The sequence below is a fragment of the Sphingobium algorifonticola genome, from assembly GCF_004005485.1.
GTDB lineage: Bacteria > Pseudomonadota > Alphaproteobacteria > Sphingomonadales > Sphingomonadaceae > Sphingobium > Sphingobium algorifonticola.
In genome coordinates this window covers 266,377-287,317 of sequence record NZ_RZUL01000002.1, presented here as the reverse complement: position 1 = coordinate 287,317, position 20,941 = coordinate 266,377, and the positions used below count along the sequence as shown (strand labels likewise).

Below are 20,941 nucleotides of genomic sequence, written 5' to 3'. Positions count from 1 at the left end.
CCCTTTTCGATCTGGCAGGATGATGCACCACGCCCGTGGCGTGGCTTAAGGCCGGTCAGAAATTGCCATATTGCTCATTGCCGACGAAACCCATCTTGGTCACGTTGGCGCGCTTGATTTCCGCAAGCACCTGATCGACCACGACATAACGCGTCTGCGCGTCAGGCTGGAACTGCAATTCGGGTTCGACCGGCATGGCCAGCGACTGCTTGAGATACAGGCGCAGCGTCAGCAGATCGATCGGCGAACCGTTCCACGTGATCGTGCCGGCCGCGTCAATCGCCACCTTGTTCTTGATCGGATCGACGACGCTGTCGGTCGGCGGCGCGTTTTGCGGCAGATCGATCTTCACCGCATGCGTCTGGATCGGGATGGTGATGATGAACATGATGAGGAGCACGAGCATGACGTCGATGAGCGGCGTCGTGTTCATTTCCATCATCGGCTCACCGTCTTCGGTGGCACCTGACATTGCCATGGTCTAAACTCCTGTCTGCGTCCTCCGCCCTGTTCCGGCAGTCATGCCGATGCCCAGGACGGAGGGAATTATATCCGGCGACCGCTTCGCCCGCTATGCGTCTCGCACCCGATCAGAGGCGCTGGATGCTGAGCGAGCCGGGATCGGGTTCGGAAATGAAGCCGACCTTCGGAAAGCCCGCGCGCTGCATGGTGTAGATCGTGCCGCCGATGCAGCGATACGGGGTGTTGATGTCGCCCCGGATATGCACTTCGGGCAGATCTTCCGGCGTCATGTTCTCGATGCCGCCCACCTTCGCGATATCCGCTTCCAGCTTCGCGACGGCACGGTTCAGAAGCTCGCTGGAATCGACCTTGGTCATGTTCCAGTACACCTGACAGCTGCCGTCGTCGCCCGCGTTGATCGAGAGCGAGACATTCTCCGGCTTGGTGGTCGTCACTTCGAATGCCACCTTGGGCAATTCCAGCTCAACGGTCTGCACCACGACGGGAACGGCGATGAGAAAGATGATGAGCAGCACGAGCATGACGTCCACGAGCGGCGTCGTGTTGATCGTGTTAATCGGGGCATCTTCGCCGCCGGGTCCAACGCTCATAGCCATGTATCAGTATCCTAACATGTCTGTCTTCTAGACTCCGGCCCCTTTGGGAACCGGAGCGTCCGGGCGCGCCGCAGCCGGTCGCGCCCGGATGCCCGAAACGATCAGGCCTTGGTCGGCGTGGCGACGGCGGGCTTTGCCGTCGGCGTGGCGGCCGTCGGCGTCGCTGAAACCACCGGCTTCACCGCACCGTTGGACACCATGTAGCCCAGCAGGTCGGTCGAGAAGGAGCTGAGGTCTTCCGCGATCTGCTTGTTGCGGCGCTGCAGGAAGTTGTACGCAAGCACGGCGGGAACCGCGACGACCAGACCGAGCGCGGTCATGATGAGCGCTTCACCGACCGGACCGGCGACGGCGTCGATCGATGCCTGACCCGATGCGCCGATCTTGATCAGCGCGCGGTAGATACCGATAACCGTCCCGAACAGACCGACGAACGGCGAGGTCGAACCGACGGTAGCGAGGAAGGCGAGACCGCCGCCCAGCTTCCAGTTGATGGCATTTTCCGAACGGGCCAGCGAACCGTGCAGCCAGTCATGCGCCTCGACCGGATCGGTCAGCTTGCTGTGCTGTTCCTGCGCGGCGATGCCGTCGTCGACAAGCTGCTTGTAGGCGGTGTTCTTTTCCAGCTTGGCGGCGCCTTCCTTGAGGCTGTTCGAGCGCCAGAAGGTGGTGCGCACCTTCTTGTACTGATTGATGACCTTCTGCTGTTCGATCAGCTTGGTGAACAGGATGAAGAAGGTGCCGATGGACATGCCCACCAGAATGATGAACACCGACCAGGCGATGACACCGCCCTGCTCAAGGGCTTCCATAAGGCCATAGGGGTTTGCCGGTTTGGGAGCGGCGGCTGCGGCGGCTGCGATAGACATCAACATGATCGTGACTTCCCTCTCAATGGGTTCGGTAAATTGGGACGATCCTGCGCTGAGCGGCGGGATCGCCCCGGTAAGTTAAAACATCAGCTTCAAAGCGTTGCCATCATTGCGGCAGACGCCACACGATGCGGCTGCTGAACGAGTCCGCCATCGGCTGACCGTCCGTGCCCTTCGCCGGCGTGAAACGTGCGCGGCGCGGCAGCAGTCGGCAGGTTTCGGCATCCAGGTCCGGGTGACCGCTCGACGACGTGACCGTGCAGTTGGTCACGCGGCCATCTGGGCCGATTTCGAGGCGGAAGCCGGTCGTGCCGGAACGTTCTTCACGCTGCGCCCGGCTGGGATAGTCGGCGTCCGTCACCCAGCTGCCCGGCTGGCCGCGCGGCTTCGCCTTTTCCGCTGCGCGCGGTGGCGCGGGCGGGGGCGGGGGCGGCGGTGCGGCGACCGGTACCGGGTTGAACACCGGCGGTGGCGTACGCACGGTCTGGATCGGCGGCGCCGGGGCCGGCGTCTGGACGATCGGCGGCGGTGCTACGACCGGCGGCGGCTCGATCGGCTGATCTGGCGGCGGCGGCGGCGGCTCTTCGTCGGGTGGTGGCGGTTCTTCCTTAACGTCCACGACGTTAAGCTGCTCCGCCGCCTTTTTGACATATTGCATGCCAAGACCGGACACGAAAGCATAACCGAGAACAGCATGGATCAGGGCAACGATGACGATCGAAACCGTCCGACTCGAACCCTCTGAGTGGTCAGCATAAGCCATTCAGCAATGACACTCCTTAACTCGGCTTCTTGAAAATTGACGACCTATGGCCAACATAGACCAGCAGGTGAGCGGGAGTACCCGTCCATCTTTTTGGTCCCAGTCCGCTTGTTTGCTATCGCGCTAACTCCTATCGCGAGCAAACGCGTGACGCAAACGCTTTATCGAGGGCCTGTTCGCGCTCAGGCCGGAAACGATAAAATGACTTGCCTGTGGCACAAGCGCCACGGCTTCCAGCAGGTCGAACGAAGAGGCGGAAACAATCCACCATGAAACGGTCTACAGCCCCACTCGCCGCCTGCCTTGTTTTGGCCGCAAATGCAGCATTTCCGCAGTTTTTGCTGCATGCCGCTACGGCTCAGACGGTTAACGCCCAAGCTGTCGGGAGCGCGCCCCGCGAAGGGCCGGGCTATGCCGACATGGCGGACCTCGCGGTGCGCGCACCTCTCATTTTAAAGGGTGAGATCACACAGGTCATTCCGCTCAAGCCAGCCCAAGCGGGAACCGTTCCGGCGGGCTTCCGGCGCGCCTATATCACGGTCCGTACCGTCGCCTTGATTCGCGGCGAGGGCGGCGTGGCACCGAATCTTTCCTATCTCTACGACATCCAGCTGGATTCGCGCGGCAAGCTGCCGAAGCTGAAGAAGCAGCCGGTCCTGCTCTTTGCGCAGCCGGGCGGGCGGCCCGGCGAGATACAGCTGATCGCGCCCGATGCGCAGATCGGCTGGACTCAACCGCGCGAATCGATGGTGCGGGCGATCACCGGCGAATTGCTCGGCGCGCGCACGCCGCCCGTCATCACCGGCCTTGGCGAGGCATTTCATGTCGCAGGCACCGTGCAGGGCGAGGGCGAAACGCAGATTTTCCTGAAAACGGACAGCGGTGAGCCGGTGTCGCTTTCCATCGTGCGGCGGCCCGGCCAGGCACCGCAATGGGCGGTTGCGCTAGGCGAGATCGTGGATGAGGCGGCCGCTGCGCCAAAACGGGACAGCCTGCTATGGTATCGGCTTGCCTGCTTCCTGCCGCCTGCGCTGCCCGCGGCGTCGGTCCGCACGCTGGCGGTTGCCGACGCGGAGGCGGCGCGCGCCGACTATCGCGTCGTGATCGACGGCCTGGGTCCCTGCGGCCGCACCCGCCCCGGGCGCTGACGGATTGGGCGCTGGCGGATCGGGCGCTGGCGGATCGGGGCGATAGCCCTTGGAAATCGGCAGGCCCGCGTCTATCAGCGCCGCCAGTCGAACGGAATGCGGGGACGGGACAGAGTATGACGGAACAGCAGGCCCATGCGCCCAAGCCATTGCGGGTTGCGATCGTGGGCCTTGGCACCGTGGGCGGTGGCGTCATCCGCTTGCTGGAAACCAACGCCGCTCTCTTGGCCCGCCGGTCGGGCCGGCCGATCGAGGTCGTGGCCATCTCCGCACGGGACCGGGCCAAGGATCGCGGCATAGACCTCTCATCCTATGAATGGGTGGACGACATGACGCGCCTCGTCACGCGCAGCGATGTCGATGCCGTCGTGGAGCTGATCGGCGGATCGGACGGCCCGGCCCTCACCCTGGCCCGCCAGTGCCTGGCCGCTGGCAAGCCGTTCGTCACCGCAAACAAGGCGATGATCGCGCATCACGGCCTCAGCCTCGCGGCGGCGGCGGAGCGCGCGGGTGTCGCGTTGAAATATGAAGCGGCGGTGGCGGGCGGCATCCCGGTTATCAAGGGCCTGCGCGAAGGCGCGGCGGCGAACGAGATCAGCCGCGTCTATGGCATTCTGAACGGCACCTGCAACTACATCCTCACCACCATGGAAAAGGCGAAGGACGCCGGGCAGCCGCGCGACTTTGCCGATGTGCTGAAGGACGCACAGGCGCTGGGCTATGCCGAAGCGGACCCGAGTTTCGACATCGACGGAGTGGACGCGGCGCACAAGCTGTCGATCCTGGCCAGCCTGTCTTTCGGTACGCAGCTTGCCTTCGACCATGTGGACATCACCGGCATCCGCCATGTGATCGCCGCCGATATCGCCGAGGCGGCGGCGCTGGGCTATCGCATCCGCCTGGTCGGCATGGCCGAAAACGGACCGGACGGCCTTTTCCAGCGGGTTCATCCGATGCTGGTGCCGCTCAACCATCCGCTGGCCCATGTCGACGGATCGCTGAATGCCGTGGTGGCGGAAGGCAATTTCGTCGGCCGTCTGTTCTTTCAGGGCGCGGGCGCGGGCGACGGACCGACCGCATCCGCCGTGGTCGCCGACCTGATCGACGTGGCGCGCGACGAATATGGCGACGCCTTCGCCATGCCCGTCGCATCCCTGATCGCTGCGCCGAAAGCCGATACGGGCGCGCGCACGGGCCGCAGCTATCTGCGCTTCCGTGTCGCCGACCGGCCCGGCGTACTGGCGGAAATCGCCGCCGCAACGCGCGACGCGGGCGTGTCGATCGAAAGCATGATCCAGCGCGGCACGGCGACGGCGGACGACAGCCCGGACCAGAGGGGCGTGCTGGTCGCCATCGTGACGCATGCAGGGGCGGAACGCTGCATCGCCGACACGCTGGCGCGGCTCGCCGGATCGGACAGCCTGCTCGACCAGCCGATGGTGATGCATATCCTCGATTGAGGTCAGGACGGGCAATCCGCTTCTCGACAAGCATACGCCCAGAGCCTATCGGCATCGGCACGTGCAGCAACAAAGGATGTTCGATCATGGTGAAGGCGAGTTCGGTTCTGGATCGCGTGCTGGTTCTGGAAATGGTGCGCGTCACCGAAGCCGCGGCCATCGCCGCATCCAAGCTGATCGGGCGCGGGGACGAGAAAGCCGCCGACGCTGCCGCCGTCGAAGCCATGCGAATCGCCTTCAACGACCTCTACATGGACGGCACCGTCGTGATCGGCGAAGGCGAGCGGGACGAAGCGCCGATGCTCTACATCGGCGAGAAGGTGGGCAACGCCATCGGCAAGGGTCCGAAGATCGACATCGCGCTCGATCCGCTGGAAGGCACCACGATCACGGCCAAGGCCGGGCCGAATGCGCTCGCCGTGCTCGCCATTTCCGAGGAAGGCGGGCTGCTCAACGCGCCGGACGTCTATATGGAAAAGCTGGCGGTGGGACCGGGCTATCCCGATGGCATCATCGACATGAACAAGTCGGTGAAAGAGAATGTCGAGGCAGTCGCCGCGCACAAGGGCGTGGCCCCCGCCGACATCATCGTGTGCGTGCTGGACCGCCCGCGACACGAAAAGCTGATCGGGGAGCTGCGCGCCATCGGCTGCGGCATCATGCTGATCCCCGATGGCGACGTGGCGGGCGTGATCGCAACGACCAACCCCGAAACCACGATCGACATGTATATGGGGTCCGGCGGCGCGCCCGAAGGCGTGCTGGCCTGCGCGGCGCTGCGCTGCGTCGGCGGGCAGTTCAAGGGACGCCTGCTGTTCCGCAACGACGACGAGCGTGGCCGCGCGCGCAAATGGGGCATCACCGATCTCGACAAGGTCTATGACCTCAAGGAACTGGCGATCGGCGACTGCATCTTCGCCGCGACCGGGGTGACGGACGGATCGCTGCTGGCGGGCGTGAAGCGTCTGCCGGGCGGCAAGATGACGACCGACAGCGTGGTGATGCGTGCCAGCTCCGGCACGGTGCGCTGGGTGAAGGGCGAACATCGGGCGGGGTAAGTAACAAGAGGGGTTCTCCTGCGAAAGCAGGAGCCCAGAGTCGCTCCGATTGCATCCAGAACCCTAGACTCCTGCTTTCGCAGGAGAACAGATTATAGCCACGCTATTCCCGTGACGAAGGACGTCACTTCTTCAGCCGGTATCCCGTGCTGAACATCCAGCCGATGATCGCGATGCAGATCACCAGCATCGCGGCGATAAAGCCCAGCGACCATTCGATCGCCACGTCGCCCTTTCCGAAGAAGGTCCAGCGAAATCCGCTGATGAGATAAACGACCGGATTGAACAGCGTGATCGTGCGCCAAGGTTCGGGCAGCATCGCGATCGAATAGAAAGCGCCGCCCAGGAACGTCATCGGTGTCACGACCAGCAGCGGGATGACCTGCAACTGCTCGAAACTTTGCGCCCAGACCCCCAGGATGAAGCCGAACAGGCAGAAGGTGATCGCGATCAGCATCATGAAGCCGATCATCGCCACCGGATGCGCGACCGGCAGGGCGACGAACAGATGCGCTGTTGCAAAGATGATGAGACCCAGAATCATCGATTTGGTCGCCGCTGCGCCGACATAAGCGACCACGGTCTCCAGCGCGGAGACCGGCGCGGAGAGCAGCTCGTAGATCGTGCCGGTGAACTTGGGCATGTAGATGCCGAAGCTGGCGTTGAAAATGCTTTCGGTGAACATCGACAGCATGATGAGCCCCGGCACGATGAACGCGCCATAGGGGATGCCGTCGATTTCCTTCATCTGGCTGCCGATCGCGGAGCCGAAGACGATGAAGTACAGCGACGTGGTGATGACCGGCGTCGCCAGGCTGGTCAGGATCGTCCGGCCGAACCGCGCCAGTTCGAACGTGTAGATGGCGCTCACGGCATTAAGGCTGAAATGGATCATGCCACCGCCTCCGCCGCGTCGGCATCGCGATGGACGAGGCCGACGAAAATATCCTCCAGGCTGCTCTGCCGCGTGTTCAGATCCTTGTAGGCGATGCCCAGGTCCCCCAGTTGCCGCAACAGCGAGGATACGCCGGTCCGCTCGGCCTGCGTGTCGAACACATATTCCAGCTCGTGCCCGTCCCCCTTGATCGTGACATCCCATTGCGCCAGCTCGGCTGGTACGGCTGGCAGCGGATCGGCCAGCATCACGGTCAGCGTCTTCTTGCCCAGCTTGCGCATCAGCGCCGTTTTTTCCTCGACCAGGATCAGCTTGCCGCCGCTGATGACGCCGACGCGATCGGCCATTTCCTCGGCTTCCTCGATATAATGGGTCGTCAGGATGATGGTGACGCCGGTTTCGCGCAATTGCCGCACCAGCGCCCACATGTCACGGCGCAGCTCGACATCGACACCGGCCGTCGGCTCGTCCAGAAACAGCACCCGTGGTTCGTGCGAAAGCGCCTTCGCGATCATCACCCGCCGCTTCATGCCGCCGGACAGTTCCATGATCTTCGCGTCACGCTTGTCCCACAGGGACAGGTCGCGCAGGATTTTCTCGATCAACGCATCGTCGCGCGGCTTGCCGAACAGCCCGCGGCTGAACCGGACGGTGGACATCACCTTTTCGAACGCGTCGGTGTGCAGTTCCTGCGGGACCAGCCCGATGGCACGGCGCGATCCGCGATAATCGCGCACGATATCGTGCCCGGCCACAGTGACGCTGCCCTCCGTGCCGGTGACGTTGCCGCAGATGATCGAAATCAGCGTGGTCTTGCCCGCGCCGTTCGGGCCAAGCAGCGCGAAAATCTCGCCTTCCTCGATCTCCAGATCGACGCCGTGCAGCGCGACATGCCCCGACGCATAGCGTTTCGTCAGGCCGCTGATGGAAATGATGGATGCCATGCCGTGGCGAATGCCCCCTCTGTGCTGGTTGCGAACGTAAGGGGCCGGGTGCCGTTTGCAAGCCCTGCGCCCGGACGCAATGGCTTGCCAGACGCACAGAAAGCGACAACAGCCCGGTGGACGATAGCGATGCGGATGATTGTGTCATGAAGCGCCTTTCCCAGTGTCTTGTCCCGCTGCTCCTGCTGGTCCTGTCAGGCTGTGCGGCGTCGCTGCCACCGCCCGATCCCGCGCAGTGGGTGCGGGATTGCCGGGCAAGCCCGATCCCGATGCCGACGACCGATGATGGCGGCGGCCCGCTGCTGTTTGCGACCACGCGCCTGCCCGATTGCCGCGCGGGCAGCTTCACCATGTCGGTCGAACGCAGCGATGTGATGCGGCTGGGCTGGTACGAGGCCGATGCCGCCGTGAAGCCGGGCGACCCCGTGACGCCCAATCTGGCGAACGAAGAGGACTGGTGGACGACACTGGCGGCGCAACTGGCGCGCGGTCAGGGGCGGGTGCTGCTGTTCGTGCACGGATACAACAACAATTTCGCCTCGCCGGCCGTGCGCCTGCGCATGATGCGCGCGGCAGGAGAGTTCCGCGGCCCGGCCATCCTTTTTGCCTGGCCGTCGCAGGACGCCGTCCTCAAATATCCGTGGGACGAAACCAATGTCGACTGGACGCAGGCCTATCTGAACGTGATGATCCGGCGACTGGCCCGCGACCCGGCGGTCAACGAAATCGTGCTGGTCGGGCACAGCATGGGCAGCCGGAGCGTCATCGATGCGATGGAAGTGCTCGATGCGGCGGGCCTCGCGAAGGTCAGGACCGTGATATTGGCCTCGCCGGACGTGGACCGCGACCGCTTTTCGCAGATCATCCAGGGCATTCCCGGCCGCGCCGGTGTCGTCAGCGGGGAACGGCACTATACCGTCTATCTGTCCGCCAAGGACAGCGCGATCGGGATATCGCGCCGCATCCATCATTACCCGCGCCTTGGCAGCCCTTTCTGCTTCGGCAAGGACAAGTTCGCCCGCTGCTACCCCAAGCCATCCCCCGTACTCGACGTGGTCGACACCAGCTGGGTGAGCAAGAGCGACCTCGGGCATAACGATTTCCTCGACAGTCCGCAGGCGGCCGAAGATCTGAAACAGGCGCTGCAAGGCAAAAGCGGCCCCCTGCCCGGACGTCTGCCCGCCGTCAGCGGGATCGACGATGATCCGGTGGGGGACGGCATATGGCGGCTGTGCCCGACCGAAGGCTGCGCCAGGACCAAGGGAAAGAAGGCGAAGGTAACGACGTCGGGGTAACATCCCCTGATGGGCCGTTCCCCGGCGAAAACCGGGGTCCAGAGCAGCAAGTGCATTTGTGTGCGACCCTGGACCCCGGTTTTCGCCAAGCAACCATGACTACGACCGACCGCGCTTCATCCGCACCAGCGCCTCATCGAGGGTTTGGAGGAAGCGCGATCGGTCCGCCTTGCTGAAAGGGGGCGGGCCGCCGATCGCGCTGCCGTCCGCGCGCAGGTCCGCCATGATCGCGCGGGTGGCGATCGCGCCGCCGATGCTGGCATGCGTGAACGGCTTGCCATTGTTGCCGATGACGCTCGCGCCCGCCTTCAGGCATCGATCGGCCAGCAGGATATCGGCCGTGATGACGACCGCATCGGCCCCCGCCCGCTCCGCGATCCAGTCGTCGGCCGCGTCGAAGCCGTCGCTTACCACGACCCGGTCCACCAGCGCATGCGCCGGGATGCGGATCGGGCTGTTGCTCACAATGGTGACCGGCACGTCATGGCGAAAGGCGACGCGGTATATCTCGTCCTTCACCGGACAGGCATCGGCATCGACAAGGATGTGAGGCATGCGGCTGTGGCTTAGCCCGGACGTCCCGTGCGCGGCTTGCCGGCGAAGGGCTTGCCACCGCCGGGCTTGCCCTTGAACGGCGGACGTGCGCCGCCGGGACCGGAGGGACGACCGCCGCCACCGAACGGCTTGCCGCCACCCGGACCGCCGCGACCGGCGCCGCCGCCAAATCCGCCACCCGAAGGCCTTGCGCCAAGCTGCTTCCGCTCGGTCGGCTGCGCGTCATAGCGGCGCGGCGGCGGACCGTCGTTGCGCCGGTTGTGCTTGGCTTCCATGCGCGGCGTGCCCTGCACTTCCTCGATCATGACCGCGCCTTCGCAATCGGGATCGTCCGACACGGTGCGCTTGACCGCCGCGATGAAGCGGGCAGCGACGGGGCGCGGTATCTCGAACAAGGTTTCGCTGGCGGCAAGGCGGATCGCGCCGATCTCGCTGCGCGTCACATGACCGCGGCGGCAGATGAGCGGCAACAGCCAGCGCGGATCGGCATTGTCCTTGCGACCGATATTCATGCGGAACCAGACCGTATCCTCGAACCCGCGACGCGGGCCTTCCTGTCGCTGTTCGCCGCGTTGGGCAGGGCCGCTGCTGGCATCGATCAGTTCCTCCGGCGCAGGCATCTTGGCGCGATGCGCGCGGACGAGCGCGGCGGCGATGTCCTCCGCGCTGCGTTCGGCCAGCAGGCGCTGCGCGAGCGCGCGATCTTCCTCGTCGACTTCGACGGGTTCGAGCAAGGCGGCGATCAGGCGTTCGCGATCGTTGCGGCGAATGTCCTCGGGCGTCGGCGCGCCGATCCACTCGGCATTGATCTTCGCACCGCGCAGCATCGATTCGACGCGCTTGCGGCGCGGATAGGGGACCAGCAGGATCGCCGTGCCCTTCTTGCCCGCGCGCCCGGTGCGGCCCGAACGGTGCTGGAGCGTTTCGGCGTCGCGCGGCAACTCGACATGGATGACAAGGCTGAGCGTAGGCAGATCGATGCCGCGCGCCGCGACGTCGGTGGCGACGCAGACGCGGGCGCGACGATCGCGCAGGGCTTGCAGCGCGGCGTTGCGTTCGTTCTGGCTATGCTCACCCGACAAGGCGACCACGGCGAAGCCACGCTCGGTCAGCCCGGCGTGGAGATGCCGCACATTGTCGCGGGTGGCACAGAACAGCATCGCCGTCTCCGCCTCATGCAGGCGCAGCAAGTTGACGCAGGCATTCTCGATATCGGCGGGCGCGACCGTCACGGCCTGATAGCTGATGTCGCCATGGCCGCGATCCTCGCCCACGGTCGAGATGCGCAGGGCGTCGCGCTGATAGCGCTTGGCGAGCGCCACGATCGGCTTGGGCATGGTGGCGGAGAACAGCAGGGTGCGGCGGCCTTCGGGTGTCGCGTCGAGGATCTGCTCCAGATCCTCGCGGAACCCCATGTCGAGCATTTCATCGGCTTCGTCGAGCACCGCGGCGCGCAACTCGGCGAGGTCGAGCGCGCCACGTTCCAGATGATCGCGCAGGCGGCCCGGCGTGCCGACGACGATCTGCGCGCCCTGGTGAAGATTGCGCCTTTCCTTCGAGGCATCCATGCCGCCAACGCAGGTGGCGATACGCGCACCGGTCGGGCCGTAGAGCCAGATGAGTTCGCGGCTGACCTGAAGGGCGAGTTCGCGGGTCGGCGCGATGATGAGCGCGAGCGGCTTTTGCGTGGGCATCGCAAAGCCTTCGGCGTTCAGAAGTTCGCCCGCCATGGCCAGGCCGAAGGCAACGGTCTTGCCCGATCCGGTCTGCGCGGAGACGACAAGATCGCGGCCGATTGCTTCGGGTTCGAGAACGGCGGCCTGGACGGGCGTGGGCGCGGCATAGCCACGGGCGGCAAGCGCCTCGGCAAGGAGACGGGGCAGGGTACTGAAGGGCATTTTCAACTCGAATCGCTTTTGGCACGCCGCAACGGCATATTGGTCATCGTGATACGGAACGGCCGGTTCCCCAATTTTCTTATGTTTTTCAGCAATTTCCATGGTGTCAGACGATCAGGTCTGAACGGAAATCGCTTTTCCGGCCTTAAATCACTCCGGGGCAGCGTGCGCTAAAGAGCCTGCCCGGCGGCGACCCCACTAGCCCATGCCCACTGAAAATTATAGCCCCCCAGCCAACCAGTCACGTCAACGGCCTCGCCGATCGCGAAAAGCCCCGGATTTCGCCGCGATTCCATCGTCTGCGAGGAAAGGTCCGCCGTGCTGATGCCGCCCAGCGTCACTTCCGCCTTGGCAAAGCCTTCGGTGCCGTTGGGATGGAAGGTCCAGGCGGAGAGCCGCTGTCCAGCGGCGGCCAGCGCCTTGTCCGTCTGACTGGCAAGATCGCCGGTCAGGGCGAGACGGTCGGACAGCGTTTCCGCCAGCCGGTCGGGCAGCAACGCCGACAGGACCGACCTTAGGGTAGCACGCGGCCTTTCCCGCTTCGCCGCCAGCAGCCAGCCGCTTTCGTGCGCGGGCAGAAAATCGATGCCGATCGGCTGCCCATGCCGCCAGTAGGAGGAGACTTGCAGGATCGCCGGGCCGGACAGCCCCTTGTGCGTGAACAGCGCCGCCTCCCGGAACGCCGCCTTGCCGCAGCGCGCGACGACTTCTGCGGACACGCCCGACAGATCGCGGAACAGCACATCCTCTCCGCCCAAAGTGAAGGGCACCAGCGCGGGGCGCGGCTCCACCACCTTCATCCCGAACTGCCGGGCCAGATCATAGGCGAAGCCGGTCGCGCCCATTTTCGGGATCGACGGTCCGCCCGTCGCGATCACCAGCGCGGGCGCGCTGGCCGTCCGCCTGCCGAACTTCACGCGATAGCGCGCATCGGCATGATCGACCGCGATGATCGCCTCGCCCAGCGCGATGTCCACCCTGCCCTTCGCACATTCCGCCAGCAGCATCGCCACGATCTGCCGCGCGGACCCGTCGCAGAACAGTTGCCCCAGCGTTTTTTCGTGAAAGGCAATGCCGTGCCGCTGCACCAGCGCGATGAAATCGGCGGGCGTGTAGCGGCTCAGGGCGGACTTTGCGAAATGCGGATTGGCCGACAGATAGCGATCCGCCGCGGTGTGGACATTGGTGAAATTGCAGCGTCCGCCGCCGGATATCAGGATCTTCTTTCCCGGCGCATCGGCATGGTCGATCACCAGCACCCGCCTGCCCCGCTGTCCCGCCACAGCCGCGCACATCAGCCCGGCGCCACCCGCGCCAAGCACGATCGCGTCATAGTGTTCGCTCATTCGCCGCGACGGGTGAAGCGGAATACCGTGGCGGGGGGGAAGTTGCGGACCGTCTGGCCCACGCGCGTCACATCCAGGTCAAGCGCATCGAGCACCGATTGCGACACCGGCGGCCGCAGCGAGTAAGTGAACTGGACAAAGCTGCCGCCCGGCCGCAGCATCACGAACGCCTCGGCCAGGATCGCCCGGTGCAGCCCCTTGTCCATCGCGAGCAGCGGCAGGCCGCTCACCACGCATTGATAGCTGCCCCGTTCGCCCGCGGCATGACCGGACACGCTTTGCGCGGGCACTTCGAGGATGGAAACTGCCGGAAAATGCCGTCGCAGGCTGCGCGCGAAGCCGGGGTTGATTTCCACCACTTCCAGCTTTTCGGGCGACAGGCCAGTGGCGAGGATGGCGCGCGTGAAAACGCCGGTGCCACCGCCCAGCTCGATCACGCGCCCGTCGGCCGGATCGATATCGCGCACCATCAGCCGCGCGAGATAACGGCTGCTCGGCACGACGGAGGCCGTCTGCCGTGGCTTCTTCACCCACGCCGCCAGAAAATCGAGATATTCGGTCGCGGGCGTACGCCCGTCCTCGAGCGCGACGGCGCGCGGACGCTTGAACTTGGGATGGATTGGCAAGATGCGAACGCTCCGTCGGCGACCCCGGTTATGCGCCCTCTTACCGTGACGAAGGCGGAACGCCAAGCGTCGCGACGCGCGACTGAAGCCATTGCGCCACCGCATCGATCCGCGCAAGACGGCGCAAGTCCTGGTGCGTGACCAGCCAGAAGCTGCGGATGATTTCGATATCGTTCTGCATCAAGGGGATAAGCCGCTCGTCACGGCTACCGATAAAGTCCGGCAGGACGCCGATGCCCGCCCCTTCGGCAACGATCCGGTGCTGCACGTTGATGCTGGTCGAGCGCAGTCCGGCTTCCAGACCCGGTTCCACTTCCCCCAGATAATCCAGCTCCGGGGAGAAGATGAACTCCGGCACATAGCCGACCAGAACATGGCGGCGCAACGCCGCGCGATCCTGTGGCGTGCCCGAGCGCGCCAGATAGTCGGCGGAGGCATAAAGATGCAGCCGATAGTCGCCCAGTCGGCGCACCGAGAGATGGCCGCGCTGCGGTCGCGCCAGCATGACGGCCATATCCGCCTCCCGCTTCGACGGATTGAGAAAGCCCGACGCGGTGATGAGATCGAGCCGGATGCCGGGATGCTGCGCATGGAAGGCGGCGAGACCGGGCGCGAGTATCCACGTGCCGAAGCCCTCGGCGACCGAAAGCCGCACTTGGCCGGAGAGGCTGCGCTGCTGCCCCGTCACATCCTCCATGGCCGCCAGCGCTGCGCTTTCGACCGCTTCGGCATGGCGGAACAGCGCCTGCCCCCGTTCGGTCAGGCTGCGCTCGCCACCCGCGATTTCGAACAGATCCGCGCCCAGCGCCTCTGCCAGACGCGAAAGCCGACGACCGATCGTGGTCGCGTCGATGCCCAGCGCGCGCGCGGCGGGCGCCATCTTGCGCGCGCGCGCGACGGCGAGAAAGATGCGCAGGTCATCCCAATCGAACATGATTATGATCCTTTGATCGCCCATCCGTTCGCCCTGAGCTTGTCGAAGGGCTATCCTGAACGGAGTGAAGGATGCTTCGCCTACGGCTCAGCGAAGCCCTTCGACTTCGCTCAGGGCGAACGGATATAGGGGCTATAGAAACTGCAAAATTGCAGCATCGTACTGCATATCTGCCCCATTGCATGCAATATCGCAATGATACAAAAGGCCCGCCATAAAGTTTCCGAATCGAGAGGATGACGCGATATGCGCGAGATCACGCACAAGCTGGCCACATCGGTCGTGCTGCCTGACGCAACGGGCCGTTTCAGCGACGTTTTCGATCCCAACAACGGCGGTGTGCAGGCGCGCGTGGTGCTCGGCGACCGCGCGGTGCTCGATGCCGCGGTCGCCGTGGCGAAACAGGCGCAGCCCGGCTGGGCCGCCACCAATCCGCAACGCCGCGCCCGCGTGATGTTCAATTTCAAGGCGCTGGTCGAGAAGAACATGGACGAGCTGGCGCATCTGCTGTCGTCCGAACATGGCAAGGTGATCGCGGACGCCAAGGGCGACATTCAGCGCGGCCTGGAAGTGATCGAGTTCTGCTGCGGCATTCCGCATGTGCTGAAAGGCGAATATACGCAGGGCGCGGGGCCCGGTATTGACGTCTATTCCTTCCGCCAGCCGCTCGGTATCGGCGCGGGCATCACGCCGTTCAACTTCCCCGGCATGATCCCGCTCTGGATGTCCGGCGTCGCCATCGCCACCGGCAACGCCTTCATCCTGAAGCCTTCCGAACGCGATCCTTCGGTACCCGTGCGGCTGGCGGAACTGTTCAGCGAAGCGGGCCTGCCGGACGGCATCCTGCAAGTGTTGCAGGGCGACAAGGAAATGGTCGATGCGATCCTCGACCATCCCGATATCAAGGCCGTCAGCTTCGTCGGCTCCTCCGACATCGCCCATTATGTGTACAAGCGCGGCGTCGATGCGGGCAAGCGCGTGCAGGCGATGGGCGGGGCCAAGAACCACGGCATCGTCCTGCCCGACGCCGATCTCGACCAGGTGGTGAACGACCTCTCCGGCGCGGCCTTTGGTTCGGCGGGCGAACGCTGCATGGCATTGCCGGTGGTAACGCCGGTGGGCGAGAAGACCGCGATCGCGCTGCGTGAAAAGCTGATCCCCGCGATCAACGCGTTGCGCGTCGGCATCTCGACTGACAGTGAAGCGCATTACGGCCCGGTCGTGACCGCCGCGCACAAGCAGAAGATCGAAAACTGGATCCAGACCGGCGTCGACGAAGGCGCGGAGCTGGTGATAGACGGGCGCGGCTTCACCTTGCAGGGCCATGAGAACGGCTTCTTCGTCGGCCCGACTTTGTTCGATCACGTCAAGCCGACGATGGAAGCCTATAAGGAGGAAATCTTCGGCCCCGTGCTCCAGATCGTGCGCGCCGAGAGTTTCGAGGAGGCGCTCGCCCTGCCCAGCCAGCATCAATATGGCAATGGCGTCGCCATCTTCACGCGCAACGGCCATGCTGCGCGGGAGTTTGCCGCGCGCGTCGATGTCGGCATGGTCGGCATCAACGTGCCGATCCCGGTGCCGGTCGCCTATCACACCTTCGGCGGCTGGAAACGCTCGGCCTTCGGCGACACCAACCAGCATGGCATGGAAGGCGTGAAGTTCTGGACCAAGGTCAAGACCATCACCCAACGCTGGCCCGACGGCAGCGCCGATGGTAGCAATGCGTTCGTCATCCCGACAATGGGTTGAGTGTTTCATCGTCATCCTGACGAAAGTCAGGATCCATTAGCCGCTATGCCTGCGACAAAGGTGGAAAACCCAGACTCACCGCCAAATCCTCCCAGAACGGATTGTCCTTTTCGATGAGCGCGATTTTCCAGTCACGACGCCATGTTTTGACCTGCTTCTCACGCAGGATGGCCGCTTCCATCGTGTCGGCCATTTCATAATGCACGAGGCGTTTGACGTTGTGCTGACTGGTAAAGCCTTCGATGCGGCCTTCCCTGTGCTGATGCAGCCTTTGCATCAGATTGGACGTAACACCGATATACAAGGTGCCGTGACGGGCGCTTGCAAGGATGTAGACACAAGGGTCGCGCGTCATGGATAAGGATCGGCTAATGGATGCTGACTTTCGTCAGCATGACGATGTGACTGATCTATACAAGCGCCTTTTGGAGAGAAACCTGTGAGGAACCTGACCCCACTGCTGCTCGCCACCGCCGCCACGCTGACGCTCGCGGCATGTCAGAAACCGGCCGACGCGCCTGTGGCGGACAATGCCGCGAACAGCGCCGCCGCCGTCAACAGTGTCGAGACCATTGGCGAGCCCGACGCGAACACCGCAACGCCACCGGATGATGCCAGCGCGCCAATCACCGCTATCCCGACCGCCTTCCTGGGTCGCTGGGGCATGGTGCCCAATGATTGCGATACCAGCCGATCGGACACCAAGGGCCTTGTCACCGTCAGCCCCGATGCCCTCAAGTTTTACGAATCCATGGGCAAGCTGGAAACGATCGAAGCGATATCGCCAACGGAAGTCAAAGCCACGTTCGCCTTTACCGGCGAAGGGCAGAGCTGGACCAAGACGATGACGCTGTCGCTCGCGGAGGCGGGCACCGTGCTCGTGCGCACCGAGCAGGACCCGGCCGCGACCTTCCGCCACACCAAGTGCGACTGAATGACCCAGACAGGACATCCGACCGATCATGAGCCAATATGACCTGACCGACGACCAGCGCGAAATCCAGGAGCTGGCGCGCCGTTTCACCGCCGATGCCATCACCCCGCACGCCGCCGAATGGGACGAGAAGCATATCTTCCCGCGCGACACCATCAAATCGGCGGCGGAACTGGGCTTCGGCGCCATTTATGTTTCCGAGGAGTCAGGCGGAATCGGGCTCGGGCGGCTGGAAGCGGCACTCATCATGGAGGCGATGGCCTATGGCTGCCCATCGACCAGCGCCTTCATCTCCATCCACAACATGGCCGCATGGATGATCGACCGTTTCGGCGCGCAGGCGGTGAAGGACAAATATCTGCCCTCGCTCATCAGCATGGATCGCCTTGCGAGCTATTGTTTGACCGAGGCAGGGTCCGGCTCCGACGCTGCCGCGCTCAAGACGAAAGCGGTTCGCGACGGCGACCATTATATCGTTACGGGATCGAAACAATTTATCTCCGGCGGCGGTGAGAACGAGCTGTATGTCGTCATGGTCCGCACCGGCGAGGATGGTCCCAAGGGCATAAGCTGCCTCGTCATCGAAAAGGACATGGCAGGCGTGAGCTTCGGCGCGAACGAGCGCAAACTGGGCTGGCATTCGCAGCCGACCGCACAGGTCAATTTCGATGGCGTGCGCGTGCCGGTCGAGAACCGCATCGGCGACGAAGGCGAAGGCTTCCGCATCGCGATGATGGGTCTGGACGGCGGGCGTCTCAACATCGGCGCCTGCTCCTTGGGTGGCGCGCAACGCTGCCTCGACGAGGCGATCGGCTATACCAAGGACCGCAAGCAGTTCGGCCAGAGCATCGCGGACTTCCAGAACACGCAATTCACGCTGGCGGACATGGAGACCGAGTTGCAGGCCGCGCGCACCCTGCTCTACGCCGCCGCCGTCAAGGTGACGGAGAACGCATCGGACAAGACGCGCTTTGCCGCGATGGCCAAGCGCCTTGCCACGGACACGGGTTCGTCAGTGGTCGACCGCGCGCTGCAACTGCATGGCGGCTATGGCTATCTGATGGACTATCCGGTCGAACGCTTCTGGCGCGATCTGCGCGTCCATTCGATCCTGGAAGGCACCAATCAGGTGATGCGGATGATCATCGGGCGGGAGCTGGTGCGGCAGTGAGGATGCTTCAGTTCGCGCAGAGACGCGGAGGCGCGGAGATATATCTGTCGGTAACGCTCCCGTTCTCCTGCGCAAGCAGGAGTCCAGTGTTGCTTGGTCAAACCTCGAAACCCTGGACTCCTGCTTGCGCAGGAGAACGGCGATGTGACAGGCCGGAACGTCTCCGCGTCTCTGCGTCTCCGCGCGAACCCCGTGCTATTCTGGCGTTGGAGCATCAGGCGTGACCGCTGACATAGTTTCATCCGTCGACAATGGCGTCGGGCGTATCCGCCTCAACCGGCCCAAGGCGATCCATGCGCTGACGCCCGCGATGGTGGACGCCATCACCGCCGCGCTGCTCGCCTGGCGCGATGACGACGCGATCGTCGCGGTCATGATCGATCATGCGCCCGCACCCGATGGCGATCCCAAATTGTCACGCGGTTTCTGCGCGGGCGGCGACATCGCGCTGATCGCCCGCAGCGCCAAGACCGATTGCGTCGAGGCCGAGGCTTTCTTCTTCCAAGAATATCGCATGAACCATCTGCTGTTCGTCTACCCCAAGCCGATTGTCGTGTTCATGGATGGGATCACGATGGGCGGCGGCGTGGGCATTGCCGCGCCGTGCCGCTATCGCGTCGCGACCGAGCGGACGATCTTTGCGATGCCGGAAACGGGCATCGGCCTGTTCCCCGATGTCGGCGGCGGCTGGTTCCTGCCGCGCCTGCCGGGCCGGGTCGGCTACTGGCTGGCGGCAACCGGCGCGCGGATCGACGGGGCCGACGCACTGTCGATCGGCATGGCGACGCATTATGTGGCAAGCGGGGTGCTGGACGATGTGAAGGCGCGCATCCTCGCCGATCCTGCCAGCCTGCCCGCCATTCTGGACGATGCGCATCAGGTGCCCCCGCCCGCGCCACTCGATGCGCAGCGCGCCGACATCGACCGGCTGTTCGCGGCGGACCGCTATGAGGACATTCTGGCCGCGCTTGAGGCCGACGACGGCGCATGGGCGCACAAGCAGCGCGCCGTGCTCGCCACCAAATCGCCGCAGACGGTGAAAGTCGCGCTGCGCCAGCTTCGCGAAGGCGCGCAGTGCACCGATTTCGCGGACAATATGCGCAACGAATATCGCATCGGTCATCATGTCATCCGCCGCCCGGATTTCGTCGAAGGGGTGCGCGCCGTGATCTTCGACAAGGACAATGCGCCGCGCTGGAACCCCGCGACGCCGCAAGACGTGACCGACGCCATGATCGACGCCCTCTTCGCGCCCTTGCCGCCGGAGAAGGAATGGACACCCCTCCCCAATGCTGGAGCAACAATCGCATGAGCTATGAAACCATCCTCGTCGAACAGCATGATGCCGTCACGCTGATTACCCTCAACCGCCCGCAGGCGCTGAACGCCCTGAACGGGCAGGTGCTGAAGGATCTGATCGCCGCGTTCGCCGCTTATGATGCCGATCCGTCGCAGCGGTGCGCCGTGCTGACCGGCAGCGAAAAGGCATTCGCCGCCGGCGCGGACATCAAGGAAATGGCGGACAAGCCCGCCGCCGACTTTTTCCTGGACGATTTCTTTTCCGAATGGACGTCCAAAGTGTGCGCGACACGCAAGCCCTGGATCGCGGCAGTCGCGGGATTCGCGCTGGGCGGCGGCTGCGAGCTGGCGATGATGGCGGATTTCATCATCGCTGCCGATACCGCAAAGTTCGGCCAGCCTGAGATCAAGCTGGGCGTCGCGCCGGGCATGGGCGGATCGCAGCGGCTGACGCGCGCCGTCGGCAAGGCAAAGGCCATGGACATGTGCCTGACCGGCCGGATGATGGACGCCGCCGAAGCGGAGCGTGCCAGCCTCGTCTCGCGCATCGTCCCCGCCGCCGATCTGGTGGCAGAGGCGCTGAAGGTGGCCGCCGCAATCGCCGCGATGCCGATGATGGCGGCGATGGTGAACAAGGAAATGGTCAACATCGCGTTCGAGACGGGCCTCAACCAGGGCCTGCTGACCGAACGCCGCCTGTTCCAGATCCTGACCGCAACCGAGGACAAGACCGAAGGCATGGCCGCCTTCGTCGAAAAGCGCCCCGGCGTGTGGAAGGGGCGGTAAAAAAACTCCCTCTCCCCTTGAGGAAGAGACACAGACTAATCTCCCCTCCCCTTCAGGGGAGGGGCCGGGGGTGGGGACCGTAACACCGCCATTCGGAACATCCCCCACCCCAACCCCTCCCCTGAAGGG

Annotated in this window: 21 protein-coding genes; 9 read left to right on the top strand and 12 right to left on the bottom strand. The window is 64.4% G+C overall.

Annotated elements, in window-relative coordinates:
- Window positions 1-55: 55 nt before the first annotated feature.
- From ENE74_RS06465 to ENE74_RS06450, 4 genes are all read right to left on the bottom strand, one after another.
- Window positions 56-478 carry an ExbD/TolR family protein gene (locus ENE74_RS06465; protein ID WP_127690015.1) on the bottom strand — a complete coding sequence of 141 codons (423 nt, stop codon included), beginning with the start codon at window positions 476-478 and terminating at the stop codon, window positions 56-58.
- Between the two features lie 112 nt (window positions 479-590).
- Window positions 591-1,079: an ExbD/TolR family protein gene (locus tag ENE74_RS06460; protein ID WP_127690013.1), complete on the bottom strand. Its 489-nt coding sequence runs from the start codon at window positions 1,077-1,079 to the stop codon at window positions 591-593.
- A gap of 101 nt (window positions 1,080-1,180) precedes the next feature.
- Complete coding sequence (locus ENE74_RS06455; protein WP_420902577.1) at window positions 1,181-1,948, bottom strand: MotA/TolQ/ExbB proton channel family protein; 768 nt, start codon at window positions 1,946-1,948, stop codon at window positions 1,181-1,183.
- A 109-nt stretch (window positions 1,949-2,057) separates the two neighbouring features.
- The gene (locus ENE74_RS06450; protein ID WP_127690009.1) at window positions 2,058-2,714 is read right to left on the bottom strand and encodes an energy transducer TonB; all 657 of its coding nucleotides are present in this window, start codon (window positions 2,712-2,714) and stop codon (window positions 2,058-2,060) included.
- Between the two features lie 419 nt (window positions 2,715-3,133).
- Between ENE74_RS06450 and ENE74_RS06445 the strand changes: the two genes are divergently transcribed.
- The 3 genes from ENE74_RS06445 (at window position 3,134) to glpX (ending at window position 6,380) form a co-directional block, all read left to right on the top strand.
- Complete coding sequence (locus ENE74_RS06445) at window positions 3,134-3,862, top strand: hypothetical protein (protein WP_127690007.1); 729 nt, start codon at window positions 3,134-3,136, stop codon at window positions 3,860-3,862.
- Between the two features lie 116 nt (window positions 3,863-3,978).
- Complete coding sequence (locus ENE74_RS06440; RefSeq protein ID WP_127690005.1) at window positions 3,979-5,322, top strand: homoserine dehydrogenase; 1,344 nt, start codon at window positions 3,979-3,981, stop codon at window positions 5,320-5,322.
- An 86-nt stretch (window positions 5,323-5,408) separates the two neighbouring features.
- Complete coding sequence (glpX, locus tag ENE74_RS06435; RefSeq protein ID WP_127690003.1) at window positions 5,409-6,380, top strand: class II fructose-bisphosphatase; 972 nt, start codon at window positions 5,409-5,411, stop codon at window positions 6,378-6,380.
- Window positions 6,381-6,504: 124 nt separating this feature from the next.
- Here the strand turns inward: glpX and ENE74_RS06430 are convergent, their stop codons facing one another.
- Entirely contained in the window at window positions 6,505-7,275 is a 771-nt protein-coding gene (locus ENE74_RS06430; protein ID WP_127690001.1) for an ABC transporter permease, read from the bottom strand.
- Window positions 7,272-8,219 carry an ABC transporter ATP-binding protein gene (locus tag ENE74_RS06425; RefSeq protein ID WP_127689999.1) on the bottom strand — a complete coding sequence of 316 codons (948 nt, stop codon included), beginning with the start codon at window positions 8,217-8,219 and terminating at the stop codon, window positions 7,272-7,274. Before ENE74_RS06425 ends, ENE74_RS06430 begins: the two co-directional genes overlap by 4 nt.
- 146 nt (window positions 8,220-8,365) lie before the next feature.
- Between ENE74_RS06425 and ENE74_RS06420 the strand changes: the two genes are divergently transcribed.
- Complete coding sequence (locus ENE74_RS06420; RefSeq protein ID WP_164847389.1) at window positions 8,366-9,514, top strand: alpha/beta hydrolase; 1,149 nt, start codon at window positions 8,366-8,368, stop codon at window positions 9,512-9,514.
- 99 nt (window positions 9,515-9,613) lie between these two features.
- On the opposite strand, the gene ENE74_RS06415 is transcribed toward ENE74_RS06420, so the two are convergent.
- The 5 genes from ENE74_RS06415 to ENE74_RS06395 all read right to left on the bottom strand — a co-directional run bounded on the left by ENE74_RS06415 (window position 9,614) and on the right by ENE74_RS06395 (window position 14,873).
- Complete coding sequence (locus ENE74_RS06415; RefSeq protein WP_127689995.1) at window positions 9,614-10,069, bottom strand: YaiI/YqxD family protein; 456 nt, start codon at window positions 10,067-10,069, stop codon at window positions 9,614-9,616.
- Window positions 10,070-10,080: 11 nt separating this feature from the next.
- Window positions 10,081-11,967 (bottom strand): DEAD/DEAH box helicase, encoded by a 1,887-nt coding sequence (locus ENE74_RS06410; protein ID WP_127690573.1) that lies wholly within the window; start codon window positions 11,965-11,967, stop codon window positions 10,081-10,083.
- Between the two features lie 170 nt (window positions 11,968-12,137).
- Window positions 12,138-13,313, bottom strand: coding sequence for a BaiN/RdsA family NAD(P)/FAD-dependent oxidoreductase (locus ENE74_RS06405; RefSeq protein ID WP_127689993.1), 1,176 nt, complete (start codon window positions 13,311-13,313; stop codon window positions 12,138-12,140).
- Window positions 13,310-13,933 carry a class I SAM-dependent methyltransferase gene (locus ENE74_RS06400; protein ID WP_127690572.1) on the bottom strand — a complete coding sequence of 208 codons (624 nt, stop codon included), beginning with the start codon at window positions 13,931-13,933 and terminating at the stop codon, window positions 13,310-13,312. The genes ENE74_RS06405 and ENE74_RS06400 overlap by 4 nt, the downstream gene beginning before the upstream one ends.
- Window positions 13,934-13,979: 46 nt before the next feature.
- Window positions 13,980-14,873 carry a LysR family transcriptional regulator gene (locus tag ENE74_RS06395; protein ID WP_127689991.1) on the bottom strand — a complete coding sequence of 298 codons (894 nt, stop codon included), beginning with the start codon at window positions 14,871-14,873 and terminating at the stop codon, window positions 13,980-13,982.
- A 246-nt stretch (window positions 14,874-15,119) separates the two neighbouring features.
- Between ENE74_RS06395 and ENE74_RS06390 the strand changes: the two genes are divergently transcribed.
- Window positions 15,120-16,622, top strand: coding sequence for a CoA-acylating methylmalonate-semialdehyde dehydrogenase (locus tag ENE74_RS06390; protein ID WP_127689989.1), 1,503 nt, complete (start codon window positions 15,120-15,122; stop codon window positions 16,620-16,622).
- Between the two features lie 43 nt (window positions 16,623-16,665).
- Here the strand turns inward: ENE74_RS06390 and ENE74_RS06385 are convergent, their stop codons facing one another.
- Window positions 16,666-16,977 (bottom strand): GIY-YIG nuclease family protein, encoded by a 312-nt coding sequence (locus ENE74_RS06385; RefSeq protein WP_127689987.1) that lies wholly within the window; start codon window positions 16,975-16,977, stop codon window positions 16,666-16,668.
- Window positions 16,978-17,061: 84 nt separating this feature from the next.
- Here ENE74_RS06385 and ENE74_RS18385 point away from each other — a divergent pair, with 84 nt between their 5' ends.
- From ENE74_RS18385 to ENE74_RS06365, 4 genes are all read left to right on the top strand, one after another.
- The gene (locus tag ENE74_RS18385; RefSeq protein ID WP_206517658.1) at window positions 17,062-17,556 is read left to right on the top strand and encodes a hypothetical protein; all 495 of its coding nucleotides are present in this window, start codon (window positions 17,062-17,064) and stop codon (window positions 17,554-17,556) included.
- 28 nt (window positions 17,557-17,584) lie between these two features.
- Window positions 17,585-18,727: an acyl-CoA dehydrogenase family protein gene (locus tag ENE74_RS06375; protein WP_127689985.1), complete on the top strand. Its 1,143-nt coding sequence runs from the start codon at window positions 17,585-17,587 to the stop codon at window positions 18,725-18,727.
- 220 nt (window positions 18,728-18,947) lie between these two features.
- Window positions 18,948-20,039, top strand: a complete 1,092-nt coding sequence (locus ENE74_RS06370; RefSeq protein WP_127689983.1) for an enoyl-CoA hydratase/isomerase family protein — start codon at window positions 18,948-18,950, stop codon at window positions 20,037-20,039.
- Window positions 20,036-20,812: an enoyl-CoA hydratase-related protein gene (locus ENE74_RS06365; protein ID WP_127689981.1), complete on the top strand. Its 777-nt coding sequence runs from the start codon at window positions 20,036-20,038 to the stop codon at window positions 20,810-20,812. The genes ENE74_RS06370 and ENE74_RS06365 overlap by 4 nt, the downstream gene beginning before the upstream one ends.
- Window positions 20,813-20,941: the final 129 nt, after the last annotated feature.